Source organism: Flavobacterium sp. NPDC079362, from assembly GCF_050267765.1.
GTDB classification, from domain to species: Bacteria; Bacteroidota; Bacteroidia; order Flavobacteriales; family Flavobacteriaceae; genus Flavobacterium; species Flavobacterium azizsancarii.
In genome coordinates, this window is sequence record NZ_JBNNFM010000041.1 from 1 (window position 1) to 16,035 (window position 16,035).

The window sequence follows — 16,035 nt, forward strand, 5'->3', positions numbered from 1 at the left end:
ATTTGCATTTTCTGATATTTATTGACATACAGAAAATAAAAATAATAGTTTTTTACAAAAGTTCCTTACACTCTTGGTTTTGAACTTTGACAAAGTTGGCAAAGGAAAGCAAAAATCTAAAAACCAATTATATTTTTATTTGTATTTTCGTACATCTATAAACCAATTAACTATCATTCTATGTCATTTCTAGGATATCTAAAAACTATTAAAGAAAAAACAGGAAATGGTCCGGCTGAGTTTAGAACTTTGGCAGAACAAAAAGCATTTACACTAGACGAAAAACTAAAACCAGAAGCAAAAGCAGGAGATATTGTAAACTGGCTCAAAGAAGATTTTGATTTAGGTCAAGGCTATTCAATGGCAATTTATGCATTACTTAAAGGCATAAAAGACGAAAATAGTCAGTAACAAGTATAAAATAAGTAAACATTTTTTACTTTAAAATAAAAAAGAAATGAGAATAATCTCAGTAAGAGAAAACCCGGAATATAAAGATAAAACAATTCAATATTTTCAAAATAGCTGGCCTGAAATAGCACCTATTATTTATGAAGATTGCATTACGCATAGTATAAATGCCAAAGATTCTTTGCCACAATGGTACCTGTTAGAACTTAACGAGAAAGTTATTGGTTGCGCGGGACTTATTACAAATGACTTCATTAGCCGCATGGATCTTTATCCCTGGATTTGTGCCATTTTTATAGACGAGAAATACCGCGGAAATAACTATAGTAATTTATTAATAAAAAAAGCCAAAGAAGACTCTAAAAAAGCGGGATTCAAAAACTTATACCTGTGTACGGATCATACGGGATTTTACGAAAAATCTGGCTTTAGCTATATCGGGCAAGGCTATCATCCTTGGGAAGAAGAATCCAGAATCTATCAAATCGATTTGTAAACCTATTTCAGGACGAGACAAAACAAGAAATATCAATTTTATACTAACTAAAAAACCATAAAAAAATGGGATTATTTAATAACCTTTTTAAAAAGAAAGAAGAAAATACGGAGTCAACTTCAACTGTTAGTCAACCAAACATTAGCAAGCATTTTACATCTGAAAATGATTTTTTAGAGAAATTTGGAGCTGCTGTTTTAGAGAAACAAAGAAATCTTTATGATGTTACTGGCGATCTTTCCTGGAATGTTGACATGGACAAAGAAGAAATAACATTTGGAGACAATCTTACTTTTCCCATGCAGGCTTTGGGTTCGTTTTCTCATTCTTCAGAGACATGGCTTTGGATCTGGGAAAATAAAGCGGGCGGTTATACCAAGTCTCTTATGAAACAGGCTCTTTTACTAAAGCAATATGGAGAACAAAATAATATTGATTTATTGACTGTTGGAAAATTTGACGCCGTAGAGAATGATTTACATTTAATGGGAATGATTGCTGTCGAAATGTTCAACGGAAGTGCTTATTATCTTGGAAATTACGGACAAGGAACAATGGTTCTTACCATAAAATCTGATGTAATAGACAAAGTTGAGAGTGAAGAATTCTCTCGAATTTTAACTGTTTTTCCTGAATTAATTTCAACATTTGAAATTCAAAACCATAAAAATGCTTTTACAAATTATCTAACACAGAAAGGCTATAAAATAACATCGAATGGAAACGAAATTAAAGCTGAAAAGAATGAGAATGTAATTGATGCTGTTTTTAATGAAGATAATCTTCTGATAAAGTTAAATAGTAATAATGCTTAAGATTTCCTCCCAGGATTAAAAACAAGTAAGAAACCAGAAATACCTTTTAGACCCCATTCCCCACGTGAGGGATAGGAACTAACTGCCGAAGCAGTGTGGATAGCCTGACAGCATCCCGATAAGAGGGCGTATACGCGTAAAGTACTTTTGCCCTCTTATCGGGATGATGGCACGCCCTGCTAATTTTAAGAAATGTAAATTTGAAAAGTGGTAAATCACGACATTTTTTTCCAGAAGTTCAATACTCCGTCGCAGGCAGAATATTCTAAATCAAAACTTTCAGGAATTTCTTCCCATGTACTCCAATACGTTACAAGTCTTGTATACTTAGGCGCTTTAGCGAGCTGATCCCTGACATAATTGGAATAAGTGAGAAACAATTCGTTTTCTGGAACTACAATTTTATCTATGGGGCAGGAAGTATCTACATTTTCGAAAAAAGAATTGTAAAAATAAAAGGCATCATAATCTGAAAAAGAAATATCAATGATATTAGAATGAATAAATTCAACATTCTCGACATGATGTTTTTCGGCAATTTTTTTGGATAGCTTTATAAGGGATTCCCTTTGCTCGACACCATAAAAAAGTCCTTTTGTAGAGGCTGCGCCTACTAAACAAAATTTACCAACGCCTGCACCAATATCCAAAACCTTTTTATTGGGTTTATCAACCAGATAATCAGCTGCAATCCTGGCAATGGCAACCGGAGTCCAATGTCGCTCTGCAAGTCTCCTGATGCGTGTAGAATACAACATATCAAATGCGCTGTCTTCTATTTCTATATTTTTTTTTAAGGATTTAAAAATCATTTAATTCGATTGCCTGTCTTCGTGATTAGATAAAAATAGCATTACGCCTTATAACTACAACTTTAGAAAAACAGTGCATTTAAGCACTGAATTTTAATATCGCAGTATTTTCCTGTAATATAACATTAGTTGAGGTCATTCGCAATCTAAACGAGCAATTAAATGTTTTTCTTTTTATTTAAGTCATACCGGCAAACCCTTAATAGTTTTAAATTAAGATTTGGTATTTGATATTGACTTTTGATATTGTTATTTTAACTGTTTTTCTTCTTCAAACAACAGCTTAATATTCTCATAAGAGTTTTTCAGGGCTTCTTTGATTTGCTCGGGATTTAACCACGCCACTTTTTCGATACCTTCTTCAAGCTGACCTACTGGTGTTCCTTCAAAATCAGATTGCATTTCGAACCAATGCGTGACTTTGAGTTTATATTTTCCGTTGCGTTTAAAAACGTGGTATGTTTTTTCGAGTTTATTAATGATGCGCAGTTTGTTTACACCGGTTTCTTCTTCAACTTCGCGCATGGCAGTTGCCTCAATTTCCTCTCCTTTTTCGATTCCGCCCTTTGGCAAGTCCCATTTTCCATTTCTAAAAATAAATAAAACTTCGCCTTTTTTATTGTAAACAAGACCTCCTCCCGCTTTATTTACAGGGATTTTAGCCTTAAGTGTCTTCATAATTTCCTTTTCATCAGGATGATATAAATACGCCTTTTGAATTTTATTTTGAAACATTTTGACTATAAGCTGCTCAATATCAATACTCTCTAACAAGAATAATTGAAAATCAGTCTCTCTTGAGATTTCATTTGTCAAAAAAAGTGGTTTGTCGTTCACAAAAACTTTATACATTTGTACTATGATTTTTAATAAAGATACTGCCGAAAAAACAGCCGAATTGCTTTTGCAAATAAATGCAATTAAATTGAATCCCGAAAATCCTTTTACATGGGCTTCAGGTTGGAAATCTCCTATTTACTGTGATAATAGGTTAATTCTTTCATTTCCGAGCATCCGAAACTACGTTCGTGATGAGTTTGCGAAGAATATTGAAAAACAATTTGGGAAACCAGATGTAATTGCCGGTGTTGCCACTGGAGCTATTGGAGTGGGGATTCTTGTTGCTGAAAGCCTTGGATTACCATTCGTATATGTGCGTCCGGAAGCAAAAAAACACGGAAGACAAAATCAAGTTGAAGGTTTTTTACAAAAAGGACAAAATGTTGTTGTTGTAGAAGATTTAATCAGCACAGGAAACAGCAGTTTGATGGCTGTTGAAGCTTTACGTAACGAAGGTGCCAACATAAAAGGGATGGCAGCGATCTTTACCTACGGTTTTAACGTTGCCGAAGATAACTTTAAAAAGGCTAATATCGATTTGTATACGTTAAGTAATTACGAAAATCTATTAGACTTAGCAGTTCAGAAACAATACATTACCGAAGATCAACAATCGACTTTGCTGGAATGGAACGAAAGTCCATCTACGTGGGGGCAGGAAAAGGAATAATTTTAGATTGCAGACTTTAGAATTTTAGATTGTTGGAATTTAATTTAAGATTTAGCTTTGCGAACTTTTTATTCATAAAGATTTACAATCAAAAATAAAAAACCTTGCGTTCTTTGCGGTAAAAATAATTTAGATACTATAAAAAAATTAAGATATGAACTTAGAAAGTCCAAAAGTTACTGTTCAGAAATCAGCTCAGGAGTTATTTGATTTATTGACTGATGTTAGAAATTTCGAAAAACTAATGCCGGATAACATCGCTAAATTCGAAGTAATTGGCGAAGATGCTTTTATCTTTGGATTAAAAGGCATGCCGGAAATAAAACTTAAAATGAAAGAGAAAACAGCACCAAACAAAATTGTTTTAGGAGCTGCAAGTGATAAACTTCCTTTTACTTTAGTTTCGAATATAGAAAGTGTTTCAGCCGCCGAAAGCGCTGTTCAACTACAATTCGAAGGAGAATTTAATCCTATGATGGCAATGATGATCAAAGGGCCAATTAGCAAATTCATCGAAACTTTGGCTACTAATATGACCAAACTATAATTTTTAATTATCAATTGTTAATTGTTAATTGTTAATTCTCTACTTATAAAAACTTAAAGCCTGATCTTATGATTGGGTTTTTTTATGTTTTTTTGCCACTCTTTTACCCGCAAAATATGTCATGCTGAAAAAACGAAGATTCACACTCGAAGCTCAACAAAGATTGAAATATTCTATACGGAGTTCCTAGTGTGATCCTTCGTCCCTCAGGATGACAAAAACGAGAGTAATAAAACTTTGCAATTTTTCGAGATTATTTTTTTTTAAAGAAACTTAGCAACTTAGCTACTCAGAACCTTAGAACCTCCTAATAAAGCATCTGAACCTCTTTGATTTCAAATTCTGATACAGAATCATCCTCCAGCAAAATCTGTATTTTACCAATAGAGGAAACTCCTTGAATTATCCCCATAAAATTCTCATTTTTGAGATTCTTAAATGGCATTGGAATTCCTTTTTTGAATAAAGAATTAAAATATTCCCTCCAAAACTCAGTTGAGTTGGTTTGCCAAAATTCGATTCTTTCCTTTATTTTATCGACTATTAAAACCGGCAGGACATTTTTATCGAATTGAGTTTTACAAATCACGGCCAATGACGAAGCATTTGGCAAATGTTCATAATTTGTCTGATTAACATTAAGTCCTATTCCAACGACTGACACGATCCTGCCATCACTTTTTAGGGTATTTTCGATAAGTATGCCACCAATCTTTTTATTATATGACATAATGTCGTTTGGCCATTTTATACTTAATTTAGGAATATTCAATGATTTTAAAGCATCTATAACTGCCAATGAAACAATAATACTCAGATTAAAAACCTGTTCATTATCATACAGAAAATCCTTTACCAAAACACTCATAACTAAGTTTTTACCTGATTCAGACTGCCATTTAGACCCCATCTGTCCCTTGCCTTTTGTCTGATTTTCAGCGGTTACTACAGTAAAATTATCAGGTTCATCCTGGCTCGCTAATGATTTAAGGAAATCATTTGTAGAATCTATGGCATCGAGTTTGATTAGTTTCATCAAAGGAATTTAATTAACTTAATTTAATATTTTGTTAAGGTTCAAAAATAATCACAAATTTTGGTAACTTTACAAAATCATATAAAATAATTCATGGCGAAAAAGACTATTAATAATGATGTTCTATTGGCGAACATAATCAAGGGGATTGAAGAAGTAAAAGGAAATGATATTAGTATTCTTGACTTAAGGGATATAGACACGGCAGTTTGTGACTATTTTGTTATCTGCAACGGAAACTCAAATACCCAAGTAAACGCCATCGTAGGCTCAATTCAAAAAACAGTATCTAAAGACTTAAAAGATAAACCGTGGCATGTAGAAGGAACCGATAATGCTGAGTGGGTTCTTATGGATTATGTGCACATTGTTGTACACGTTTTCCAGAAACACATTCGTGAATATTATAATATCGAAAGCCTTTGGGGTGACGCCAAAATAACTACAATCGAAAACAAATACTAAAAGAAACTTTCTCTAATGGCTAAAGATAATAATCCAAATCCGAGTAAATTTAAAATAAGTCCTTGGTTAATATATACCGCAATACTTCTAGTTTTTTTATTTATAAGTTTTGCAACCGGAGGATCAAACTTAAGCGAACCTGCTCAATTAACTTCTTCTAAATTCAACGTTTTATTAGAAAAAGGTCAAATTGAAAAAGTAATCGTTTATAATAAAGCTGAAGCTGAAGTATACTTAAACGCTGCTGCTCTTAAAGATCCGGCAAATAAAAAAGTAGCTAATGATATTTTCGAAAGACCTAACAAAGGTCCTCACTATACATTAGAAATTGGTAACGACCAGATTTTTCAAACTAAATTAGAAAAAGCAGTTGGCGAAGGCAAACTGAAAGATTTTAATTTCTTGCAAAAAAATAACTGGAGCGATATTTTAATCAGTTTACTTCCTATCATCATCATTATTGGTGTTTGGATTTTCATTATGCGTAAAATGTCAGGTGGCGCAGGTGGCAGTGGCGGACAAATCTTTAACATTGGAAAATCGAAAGCTAAATTGTTTGATGAGAAAACAGATATTAAAACAACATTTAAAGATGTTGCCGGTTTAGAAGGTGCTAAAGAAGAAATACAAGAAATTGTAGAATTCCTTAAAAACCCTGAAAAATACACCAATCTTGGTGGTAAGATCCCAAAAGGCGCACTACTTGTAGGACCTCCGGGAACTGGTAAAACATTACTTGCAAAAGCAGTTGCGGGAGAAGCTCAGGTTCCTTTCTTTTCGTTATCAGGTTCTGATTTCGTAGAGATGTTTGTAGGAGTTGGTGCTTCACGTGTTCGTGACTTATTTAAACAAGCTAAAGAAAAATCTCCTGCTATCATCTTCATCGACGAAATTGATGCTGTTGGTAGAGCAAGAGGAAAAAGCAATATGTCAGGTGGAAATGACGAAAGAGAAAACACTTTGAATCAATTACTGACAGAAATGGATGGCTTTGGTACAAACTCTAACGTAATTGTATTGGCAGCAACAAACAGAGCTGATGTTCTTGACAAAGCTTTAATGCGTGCCGGTCGTTTTGACAGACAAATTTTTGTTGACTTACCGGACATTCGCGAAAGAGCTGAAATCTTTAAAGTACACTTAGCTCCTATCAAAAAAGTCGAAGGTCTTGACCTTGATTTCTTAGCAAAACAAACTCCGGGATTCTCTGGTGCTGATATTGCAAATGTTTGTAACGAAGCTGCTTTAATTGCTGCACGTTACAACAAAACAGCAGTTGACAGACAAGATTTCTTAGATGCTGTTGACAGAATTATTGGTGGTCTTGAAAAGAAAAATAAAATTATTACTCCAGACGAAAAAAGAGCAATCGCAATTCACGAAGCTGGTCACGCAACTGTAAGCTGGATGTTAGAGCATGCTGCACCACTTATTAAAGTAACTATTGTTCCTCGTGGACAAAGTTTAGGAGCTGCATGGTATCTTCCTGAAGAAAGACAAATCGTGAGAACTGACCAAATGCTAGACGAAATGTGTGCTACTATGGGCGGAAGAGCTGCTGAAAAGGTAACTTTTGACAGAATTTCGACTGGTGCATTAAGCGATTTAGAAAAAGTTACGCGTCAGGCTCGTGCCATGGTAACTATTTATGGTTTGAATGAAAAAATAGGAAATGTTACTTATTATGACTCAACAGGTCAAAGTGAATACAATTTCTCTAAACCATATTCTGAAGAAACTGCTAAAGTAATTGACAAAGAAATCTCAGATTTAATTGAAGGTCAATACGAAAGAGCAATTAAAATCCTTGAAGAAAACAAAGACAAGCTAAATCAATTAGCTGATATATTAATTGAAAAAGAAGTTATTTTTAAAGATGACTTAGAAACTATTTTCGGAAAACGTACTTTTGATAAAAATTTAGAAGAAGTGGTTTCGTAAATATTCAATAAATATGTAATATTTTTTAAAATCTTAATTCAAAATAGCCTTTTGAATTAAGATTTTTTTATCTTTGAACGTTTTCAATTAACATGTAAAGTATTTCATATAAAATGAATTTTTTCAAAAAAATATTTGGTTCTAGCGATGCTTCATCTGATGAAGAGAATGAAAGCCAGTATGGAGGAAATCATACTCCTGATAATCATTTGTCTATCGACGAAAGATTCATTTTTAATTTCAAAAAAAATGGCGGTAAATTTCTATATTGTGAGAACAAACAAGAAGTTGCTGAGCAATTTGAAAATATACTGGAAGAAAATGACTGGTTCGAAAGTGAAGTTTTATGCTACGAGCCCGGACTATTTCATTTATTAGCAGAGAACAAGTTAATTTATATTTCTCCTAAAAACCCTAAGTTTTTACTGGCTACCTGCGAGAATTTAATTGCCGAGGAGGGTTCTATTTTATTTTCATCAAAACAGATCAGACAGGACAAGCCAAACGAATTACCCGCAAACATTGTGATAATTGCAACAACAAGTCAATTGCAATTAATAAAAAGTGACGGTTTAAGCGCTATCAAAAGAAAATACGAAAGGGATTACCCTACTAATATCACCACCATAAAATATTTCGAAAAAGCAAAAGAAGAAGATTTTACACAATACGGAAGTGTTGCCAAGAATTTATATTTATTGCTCTTAGAAGACCTTTAAGATGAATGAAACACTCAAGAGAACCATTTCTGGTGCTGTTTATATCGCTTTATTACTAACTTCGATTTTGTTTTCTACCGAAAGCTTTATTATTCTTTTTGGTATCTTCCTTGTCATTGCTACATATGAGTTCTGCAACTTAGTAGGTCTTAACAAAGTCTTTTCTATCTTGTTCGTTTCTGTTTTTTACTCGACTGTAGCTTTAATTAGCTTTTATAGAAACGAAACCGAAAATTACATCAATAAACTTTTAAAAGAGAATATCGTATTTACGATCGATACAGATCGTTTATTTACCGTATTGCTTGTAATTACTCTAATTGTATCTGTAAAATGTATTGTCTTTTTATTTGACGATACTCAAACGATAAGCAAGATATCCAAATACATTTATTTAATTGGATACATCATGTTACCTTTTCTTTTTATTACCAAGATTTCTTTTGGAATAAAAGATTACAATCCAAAAATTGTCATTGGCTTATTTGTTTTGATCTGGACTAATGATACTTTTGCTTACTTAGTTGGAAAATCTATTGGAAAACATAAATTATTCGAACGCATTTCTCCTAAAAAAACGATAGAAGGATTTCTTGGCGGAGTAGTTTTTGCTGCTTTTGCCGGATTTTTAATTTCTAAGTTATACATTCAGCCTACTCCTGATTTTAGCAGTAAATCGATCTTAATCTGGACTATAATTGCTTTAATTGTAAGCATTTTTGGAACCATAGGAGATTTAATCGAATCAAAGTTTAAAAGAGTAGCCGGCGTAAAAGATAGCGGTGCTATCATGCCAGGTCACGGAGGTGTATTAGATCGACTAGATAGTGTTATATTTGTAGCACCAATTATATTTTTATTTTATCAAATTTTATATTATGTTTCATAAAGAGGGAGGCCCATCCATTTTATTAGGTACTGCATTTGCAGTAGCTGTACTTTTAATTGCTGACAAATTCATTGATATTGCCTGGCTAAGAATGCTTGTTCAAATTGCCGGTGTACTAGTTTTGATCATTATCCTGCAATTTTTCAGAAACCCTAAAAGAATTGCTATTAGAAATAGCGATCAGATTCTTGCTCCGGTAGATGGTAAAGTTGTAGTTATTGAAGAAGTTTACGAAGGTGAATTTTTTAAAGACAAACGTATACAGGTTTCTATTTTTATGTCACCAATAAACGTACACGTAACACGTTACGCAATGGACGGAATTATAAAATTCAGTAAATACCACCCAGGGAAATTTCTGGTTGCATGGCATCCAAAAGCGAGTGAAGAAAATGAAAGAACAACGGTTGTAATCGAAAACGAAACTTTTGGACAAATACTTTACAGACAAATTGCCGGTGCTCTTGCAAGAAGAATTGTAAACTATGCTCAGGAAGGTATGCAAGTCGTACAAGGAACAGATGCTGGTTTTATAAAATTTGGTTCAAGAGTAGATTTATTCCTACCTTTAGGTACTCCAATCAATGTAGTATTAAACCAAAAAGCAATTGGCGGTAAAACTGTTATTGCTACAAAAGCTTAATGATCGAAAAAGATTTAGATACTCGTTTTTCAGAGGCAGTAGAAATTGCTTTAAAAATGACTCAGGCCTCACTGCCACAAGATGTGCAGTTGCGCCTTTATGCATATTACAAACAGGCAACTTTTGGGACTGCTGTCTATAATCAATCTGAAAATTTTGATTTAAGAGATGCTTTCAAAACAAATGCCTGGATGCAAATAAGTCATATATCAATCGACGAGGCCAAAGAAAGTTATATTGATATCATTAATTCACTAACATTAAAATAAATAACATTATGAAGAAAAACATTGTTTATTTCAGCATATCAGCTTCATTATTTCTATTATTTTCTTGTAATGATAAAAATAAGCTAACCGAAGTTGTAGAAGTTCCTTTACCTACCAAAGAAGAAAAGATAACAATAGGATCTCCGGATGATGTAAAAGCTGATCCCGGTTCTTTTGAGATGACAAAGCTGCCTTTTTCGTATGATGCTTTGGCTCCTGCAATAAGAACCCTTACTTTAGAAACACATTATTCTAAACATTATTTAACGTACACAAATAATTTTAATAAGGAAATTCTAAATACTGAATTTGAGAATTTACCAATTGAAGATATCCTGAAAAAAATGGATCTTAACAATGCTAAACTTCGTCAAAACGCAGGAGGATATTACAATCACACGTTATATTTTAATATTTTATCTCCTAAGGAACAAACACCCAAAGATACTTTGGCAGGTTCTATTAATAAAGAATTTGGTTCTTTTGCTAATTTAACCACTCAATTCAAAGGTCAGTCTACAAAACAATTTGGCTCTGGCTGGGTTTGGCTGGTAGTTGACAGAGCAGGAAAACTGCAAGTAACAACTACTGAAAATCAGGATAATCCTTTAATGAAAAATGCCCTGATTCCCGGAACACCAATTTTAGGAATCGATTTATGGGAACACGCTTATTATCTGGATTATCAGAACAGAAAAGGAAACTATATTGATGCATTTTACGAACACATCAATTGGAACAAAGTAAATGAAAACTACATAGAGGCTTTGAAAAAAGTCAAAAAAGTATAATAAAAGAAAAGCCGATACAATTTAAGTATCGGCTTTTTTTGCTTTATATTTTATCGTTCTCCATCTGCAATATCCCTTCTGAAATTAATAAAACCTTCATTTTTATTTCATATTTTCTTTCATAACTAACTGCTAATATCAAAATAAATGCGTTCTTTTTTTTTATTAAATCAAAAAAATAACTCATAAAAATCACTTATTATCAATCTGCTTTTCCATACCTTACAGCTTATATAATAACATTTTTCATTTATATTCCGGATATAAATCATCTCTAAATAAGCTGTGTTGCGTAATTCAGAATAAAATGACATATGTTGTTAGACGATACCTATAATCCTGTTAATTTAAAAATTATTAAAAGAATTATCGCATTGAAAATTAATACCACATTTTGTTGCTTTATATTTATAACTCTACTGCTTGCTTGCAATAAAGAGAAAAATATTGCTATTAATGCCACAACGATTAGTCAGTTTGACAAAACGGAACAATCAAAAATTAACAATCCTGATTTTAAATCAATTTGGTCTCCTTCTAAATCATTGGATTTAAAATATTCATTCGAACAATTAGACAATACCAAAGGCTTATCGAACAGTTCTATAAATACTATATTTCAGGATTCTCAAAACTTACTATGGATAGGAACATGGGACGGCCTAAATCGATATGATGGAAATAGTTTCAAAATTTTCAGACCTGAATTAAATAATAAAAACAGTTTAACCAATCAGGTCATCCTTAAAATTGACGAGGATAGTACAGGTCAGATCTGGATATTGACCATACATGGTATTAACCGTTATGATAAAAAAACAGGCGTTTTCCAGCATTATTACTTTTCCAGAGAAAATATACCTCCATTGTCTGAATCAGAGTTTAATATGGCCCTGGATGCATCAAAAAAAGTATTTTGCGCAGTAAAAGACTGGGGAGTTGGTTACTTTGATGGCAATCAATTTCAATTACTAAATACCGAAAAAATTTCAAAGAAAGCGGTAAAAAGAATGGAGTTCACAATAAACGGTGAATTACTTATTTTGTTTGAAGATAATAAGCTTTACTCCGTATCTCTTGCTAACAACCAAAACGGCAAACTATCTATTTCTAAAATAATATTAATTTCAGAGAATATTCGAACATTTGGAATAGTCTCAAAAGAAAAGATATGCACGATATCAGTAACAGGAAATAGCAATCTATATTCTTTTGCAAACCACGAGAACACGTTACTTCTAAAAAAAGACATTGAGAATAGTATAGGAAATATTCCGGAAGGACTTGTCATTTCCAGTAAAACAGGACACTTTATTATTAATACTAATGGTAATATAATTAATCATGATTGGCTGAAATATTTAAACAATCAAAAAACTACAACTATAATTAGAGGAAATGAAAATATCCTTTGGGCTGGAACAGACGGGGACGGAATTATTAAAATGTATCCGCTGAAGAAATCATTTAACCTCATCTCTAAATCTCAGGTTCCGGAATTAGATGGTGCCATAGTAAGGACATTTCTAGAAGTAGAAGAAAACTCGTTTTTGGTGGGCACAAAAGGCAAAGGCTTGTTCCTGTTTTCCTCTAACTTTTATCTTCATCCCGAAAAACCTTTACAATACAAAAATTTTAACGAGAATAACAGCGCGATTAATAATGCTGTATTCTCTTTATGCAAAGGAAAAAATAACTTAATTTTTATTGGTACTGATGGTGAAGGCATTGCTGTTTTTGATCTGAAAAAATCAAGATTAATTAATTGGGCAACTATTCTTGGTCATACAGATTCTGCTTACTTTAAATCTGTTTACTCTATATATCAGGATGAAGATGGATTTATATGGCTTGGAACCAATGGACATGGGATTATTCGCTGCAAAATTGAACGCTCCGGAGAAAAACTGGTGATAACAGATTTTAAGAAATATCTGGCTGATAGCAGTAAAAAAAATGCTTTGAGCAGTAATATTGTTTTTTCTATAATTCCAAAAAATAAAAATCAACTCTGGATTGGAACCCGATTGGGAGGCTTAAATTTATTCGACAAAAAAACAGAACGCTTTATTATTTATAAAAATGATGCAAATGATTCAACAAGCTTATCCAATAATGATATCCTGTGTTTGCAAAACGATGCTAAAAACAGACTTTGGATTGGTACCAGCTTTGGCCTTAATTTATTAGAGCATATAAAAAATGATGGAACGGCTGTATTCAAAAACTTCACCGTGGCAGATGGACTTCCTAATAATACAATTCACGGAATTGTTTCTGATAAGAAAAACAACCTTTGGCTAAGTACTAATTTTGGTTTATCAAACTTCAATCCTAACGAATTAAAATTCACGAATTATACCAGAAATGAAGGACTGCAGAACAATGAATTTGCGGATGGAGCTTTTTATCAGGATTTAAAATCTGAATTTATTTTTATGGGAGGGATAAAAGGATTTAATTATTTTTTACCTCAAAAAATAAAAGAATCTACGATTATTCCTGATCTTTTTATTGATAAAATTAGCGGGCAAAATCAACCAATACCCTATTATCAGGGATTGGTAATCACTCCGGACTCAGAGAGCCATCCTTCGATTGTTTTAAATCATAATCAGAATTTTTTTGATATTGAGTTAACGGCTTTAACGTATATCAATACAGAAAAATGCCAATATGCTTATCAATTAACGAATTTTGATAAAAGCTGGAATACGATCAATAACCGTAGGATTATTTCATTTACCAATGTACCTAAAGGCGACTATTCTTTATGGATAAAATGGTCTAATAGTGATGGGGTCTGGAGTAAACCGGTTCATGCCATTGATATCCAGGTTAAGCCCATATTCTGGCAATCCAATCTTGCTATTGTAATCTACTCGTTGTTGTTTTTGGCTTTTGTATTATTTGTGCTTAGTTACTATAAAAAACGCCAATCACTGACTCAAAATATCCTTTTTAGACAAAGAGAGAAGGAACTCCATGAAAACAGGCTTACTTTTTTTACAGATATTGCCCATGAGTTTCAAACCCCTCTGACTCTTATTGTGGGACCTATACAAAAACTCTCTGAAACAACAAACCTCAACGAAAAAAATCAGAAGTTCATACAAATGATTCAACGGAACTCTTCGAGGTTACTATTTTTAACGCAACAATTACTTGAATTTAGAAAAGCTGAATACAATTATCTGGAAGTAACAGTGAAAAAATTTGATCTGGTAAATCTGGTTGAACAAATTGCTGAACTATTTGATGAATGGGCATTAGAAAAAAATATTACATATGATCTTGACATCCCTCCTACTTTATCCGGATGGTTCGATAAGGATAAAATTGAAAAAATAGTATTCAATCTGATGTCAAATGCTTTTAAATACACTCCTGTAAATGGAAAAATAGACCTTAAATTTTATATTCAGGACAAAGATTCTAAAAAATTAAATATTACAATTACAAATACCGGAAAAGGAATTCCAAAAGAAGAACTCGACTCTTTGTTCAATCAGTTTTTCCTGGCCGATTCCAGTAAAGAAGCAGATAACAATATGTTTAGAACCGGTATTGGTCTGGCCTATGTAAAAAAATTGGTCACTGTATTAAGGGGGGAAATACAGGTTTCAAGTATTTTGAATAAAGAAACAATCTTTACTATTATCTTGCCAAGCAACAAAGAAACTTTTAATGAAAAAGAATTAGATACTGCTATCAGTCCAATTTTGATTTCTCATCATTTACAAAATATCCTTCAAGAGAATCCAATTAAATCTGACAAAACTCCCAATAAAATTTCATCTCTCGAAGAGCTTGCTGACGATCGCAAAGTAATATTAATCGTTGAGGATGAAAAAGACATCCATATGCTCCTTAACGAATTGTTAAGCGAGAAGTATAAACTTATTATAGCTTATAATGGCCATGAAGCAATAAAGATCATTGAAGACATAGTTCCTGACATCATTATCAGCGATGTAATGATGCCTTTTATGGATGGTGTGGAATTTTGCAAGAAAATAAAAACAAATCTTAAAACCTGTCATATTCCTTTTATTATGCTTACCGCAAAGGATTCTGTTATTCATAGAATTGAAGGAATAGAAAGCGGAGCCAATTCATATATTCCAAAACCATTTTACCCTGATCATTTACTTATAAGAATACAAAAGTTACTGGAAGAAAAAGAATTGATTTCAAGGTATTTTAAGCAAGATACACTTACCGAAAATTTATCTGCTCTGCCTATCAACAATGAAGAAAAAGATTTCATCAAAAAAGTAATTGAACTTATTCGCAACAATATCGATAATGAAAACCTTCAGAGTTCATTCATCGAAAAGGAATTAGGTATCAGTAACTCACAATTATATCGAAAAACCAAGCAGCTTTTTGGTTTTACACCCGGTGATTTAATTCGAACCATTCGGTTAAAATATGCTGCAGAATTGTTAAGAAAAAATAAACTAACAGTTTCGGAAATTTGTTATCAATCCGGTTTTAATAACCGTTCTTATTTTTATCGTGAGTTTAAAAAATTATACGATTCAACTCCCAAAAATTATCAGCTCAAATATAAATCAAAGGGCTAAAAAGACTTAATCACTTGATTAACAAGCAAAAATAAACAGTGTACACTTTTGAAGAAATAGTGTACACCATTTTTCCTATGCACTAACTAATTTTATAAACGA

The 16,035-nt window shown here is 32.6% G+C and carries 16 protein-coding genes; 13 read left to right on the top strand and 3 right to left on the bottom strand.

All coding sequences use genetic code 11. The features are described from left to right. Window positions 1-180: 180 nt before the first annotated feature. From ACQKCJ_RS21900 to ACQKCJ_RS21910, 3 genes are all read left to right on the top strand, one after another. Window positions 181-411, top strand: a complete 231-nt coding sequence (locus ACQKCJ_RS21900) for a DUF4287 domain-containing protein (protein WP_271337994.1) — start codon at window positions 181-183, stop codon at window positions 409-411. A 46-nt stretch (window positions 412-457) separates the two neighbouring features. Next, entirely contained in the window at window positions 458-907 is a 450-nt protein-coding gene (locus tag ACQKCJ_RS21905) for a GNAT family N-acetyltransferase (RefSeq protein WP_271337996.1), read from the top strand. Window positions 908-972: 65 nt separating this feature from the next. Then, window positions 973-1,722 carry a DUF6882 domain-containing protein gene (locus ACQKCJ_RS21910; protein ID WP_271337998.1) on the top strand — a complete coding sequence of 250 codons (750 nt, stop codon included), beginning with the start codon at window positions 973-975 and terminating at the stop codon, window positions 1,720-1,722. A 215-nt stretch (window positions 1,723-1,937) separates the two neighbouring features. On the opposite strand, the gene ACQKCJ_RS21915 is transcribed toward ACQKCJ_RS21910, so the two are convergent. Both ACQKCJ_RS21915 and ACQKCJ_RS21920 read right to left on the bottom strand, forming a co-directional pair. Then, entirely contained in the window at window positions 1,938-2,534 is a 597-nt protein-coding gene (locus tag ACQKCJ_RS21915) for a methyltransferase domain-containing protein (RefSeq protein WP_271338000.1), read from the bottom strand. Window positions 2,535-2,783: 249 nt separating this feature from the next. Further along, window positions 2,784-3,386: an NUDIX hydrolase gene (locus ACQKCJ_RS21920; protein WP_271338002.1), complete on the bottom strand. Its 603-nt coding sequence runs from the start codon at window positions 3,384-3,386 to the stop codon at window positions 2,784-2,786. Window positions 3,387-3,393: 7 nt separating this feature from the next. Here ACQKCJ_RS21920 and pyrE point away from each other — a divergent pair, with 7 nt between their 5' ends. Beyond that, entirely contained in the window at window positions 3,394-4,044 is a 651-nt protein-coding gene (gene pyrE / locus ACQKCJ_RS21925) for an orotate phosphoribosyltransferase (RefSeq protein WP_271338004.1), read from the top strand. A gap of 154 nt (window positions 4,045-4,198) precedes the next feature. Then, window positions 4,199-4,591 (top strand): SRPBCC family protein, encoded by a 393-nt coding sequence (locus tag ACQKCJ_RS21930; protein WP_271338006.1) that lies wholly within the window; start codon window positions 4,199-4,201, stop codon window positions 4,589-4,591. Window positions 4,592-4,898: 307 nt separating this feature from the next. Here the strand turns inward: ACQKCJ_RS21930 and ACQKCJ_RS21935 are convergent, their stop codons facing one another. Continuing rightward, window positions 4,899-5,627, bottom strand: a complete 729-nt coding sequence (locus tag ACQKCJ_RS21935) for a biotin--[acetyl-CoA-carboxylase] ligase (protein ID WP_271338008.1) — start codon at window positions 5,625-5,627, stop codon at window positions 4,899-4,901. Between the two features lie 93 nt (window positions 5,628-5,720). On the opposite strand from ACQKCJ_RS21935, the gene rsfS reads away from it, so the two are divergent. The 8 genes from rsfS (at window position 5,721) to ACQKCJ_RS21975 (ending at window position 15,933) form a co-directional block, all read left to right on the top strand. Continuing rightward, the gene (gene rsfS / locus ACQKCJ_RS21940; protein WP_072964675.1) at window positions 5,721-6,092 is read left to right on the top strand and encodes a ribosome silencing factor; all 372 of its coding nucleotides are present in this window, start codon (window positions 5,721-5,723) and stop codon (window positions 6,090-6,092) included. 15 nt (window positions 6,093-6,107) lie between these two features. Continuing rightward, window positions 6,108-8,033: an ATP-dependent zinc metalloprotease FtsH gene (gene ftsH, locus ACQKCJ_RS21945; protein WP_271338012.1), complete on the top strand. Its 1,926-nt coding sequence runs from the start codon at window positions 6,108-6,110 to the stop codon at window positions 8,031-8,033. Window positions 8,034-8,146: 113 nt separating this feature from the next. Further along, entirely contained in the window at window positions 8,147-8,752 is a 606-nt protein-coding gene (locus ACQKCJ_RS21950; protein ID WP_271338015.1) for a lactate utilization protein B/C, read from the top strand. 1 nt (window position 8,753) lies between these two features. Next, entirely contained in the window at window positions 8,754-9,641 is an 888-nt protein-coding gene (locus tag ACQKCJ_RS21955; RefSeq protein WP_271338016.1) for a phosphatidate cytidylyltransferase, read from the top strand. Then, complete coding sequence (locus ACQKCJ_RS21960; RefSeq protein WP_271338018.1) at window positions 9,631-10,284, top strand: phosphatidylserine decarboxylase family protein; 654 nt, start codon at window positions 9,631-9,633, stop codon at window positions 10,282-10,284. Before ACQKCJ_RS21955 ends, ACQKCJ_RS21960 begins: the two co-directional genes overlap by 11 nt. Next, entirely contained in the window at window positions 10,284-10,553 is a 270-nt protein-coding gene (locus ACQKCJ_RS21965; RefSeq protein WP_271338019.1) for an acyl-CoA-binding protein, read from the top strand. The genes ACQKCJ_RS21960 and ACQKCJ_RS21965 overlap by 1 nt, the downstream gene beginning before the upstream one ends. 8 nt (window positions 10,554-10,561) lie before the next feature. After that, a complete protein-coding gene (locus tag ACQKCJ_RS21970; protein ID WP_271338020.1) occupies window positions 10,562-11,344 on the top strand; it encodes a superoxide dismutase in 783 nt (260 codons plus the stop codon). A 374-nt stretch (window positions 11,345-11,718) separates the two neighbouring features. Beyond that, the gene (locus tag ACQKCJ_RS21975; RefSeq protein ID WP_427402926.1) at window positions 11,719-15,933 is read left to right on the top strand and encodes a hybrid sensor histidine kinase/response regulator transcription factor; all 4,215 of its coding nucleotides are present in this window, start codon (window positions 11,719-11,721) and stop codon (window positions 15,931-15,933) included. Window positions 15,934-16,035 lie beyond the last annotated feature (102 nt).

Excerpts from the sequence above, each read along its gene's own strand:
- rsfS (WP_072964675.1), top strand. The coding sequence starts at position 5,721 with ATGGCGAAAAAGACTATTAATAATGATGTTCTATTGGCGAACATAATC.
- ACQKCJ_RS21910 (WP_271337998.1), top strand. The coding sequence starts at position 973 with ATGGGATTATTTAATAACCTTTTTAAAAAGAAAGAAGAAAATACGGAG.
- ACQKCJ_RS21900 (WP_271337994.1), top strand. The coding sequence starts at position 181 with ATGTCATTTCTAGGATATCTAAAAACTATTAAAGAAAAAACAGGAAAT.
- ACQKCJ_RS21960 (WP_271338018.1), top strand. The coding sequence starts at position 9,631 with ATGTTTCATAAAGAGGGAGGCCCATCCATTTTATTAGGTACTGCATTT.
- ACQKCJ_RS21970 (WP_271338020.1), top strand. The coding sequence starts at position 10,562 with ATGAAGAAAAACATTGTTTATTTCAGCATATCAGCTTCATTATTTCTA.
- ACQKCJ_RS21930 (WP_271338006.1), top strand. The coding sequence starts at position 4,199 with ATGAACTTAGAAAGTCCAAAAGTTACTGTTCAGAAATCAGCTCAGGAG.
- ACQKCJ_RS21965 (WP_271338019.1), top strand. The coding sequence starts at position 10,284 with ATGATCGAAAAAGATTTAGATACTCGTTTTTCAGAGGCAGTAGAAATT.
- ftsH (WP_271338012.1), top strand. The coding sequence starts at position 6,108 with ATGGCTAAAGATAATAATCCAAATCCGAGTAAATTTAAAATAAGTCCT.
- ACQKCJ_RS21920 (WP_271338002.1), bottom strand. The coding sequence starts at position 3,386 with ATGTATAAAGTTTTTGTGAACGACAAACCACTTTTTTTGACAAATGAA.
- pyrE (WP_271338004.1), top strand. The coding sequence starts at position 3,394 with ATGATTTTTAATAAAGATACTGCCGAAAAAACAGCCGAATTGCTTTTG.
- ACQKCJ_RS21905 (WP_271337996.1), top strand. The coding sequence starts at position 458 with ATGAGAATAATCTCAGTAAGAGAAAACCCGGAATATAAAGATAAAACA.
- ACQKCJ_RS21955 (WP_271338016.1), top strand. The coding sequence starts at position 8,754 with ATGAATGAAACACTCAAGAGAACCATTTCTGGTGCTGTTTATATCGCT.
- ACQKCJ_RS21935 (WP_271338008.1), bottom strand. The coding sequence starts at position 5,627 with ATGAAACTAATCAAACTCGATGCCATAGATTCTACAAATGATTTCCTT.
- ACQKCJ_RS21915 (WP_271338000.1), bottom strand. The coding sequence starts at position 2,534 with ATGATTTTTAAATCCTTAAAAAAAAATATAGAAATAGAAGACAGCGCA.
- ACQKCJ_RS21950 (WP_271338015.1), top strand. The coding sequence starts at position 8,147 with ATGAATTTTTTCAAAAAAATATTTGGTTCTAGCGATGCTTCATCTGAT.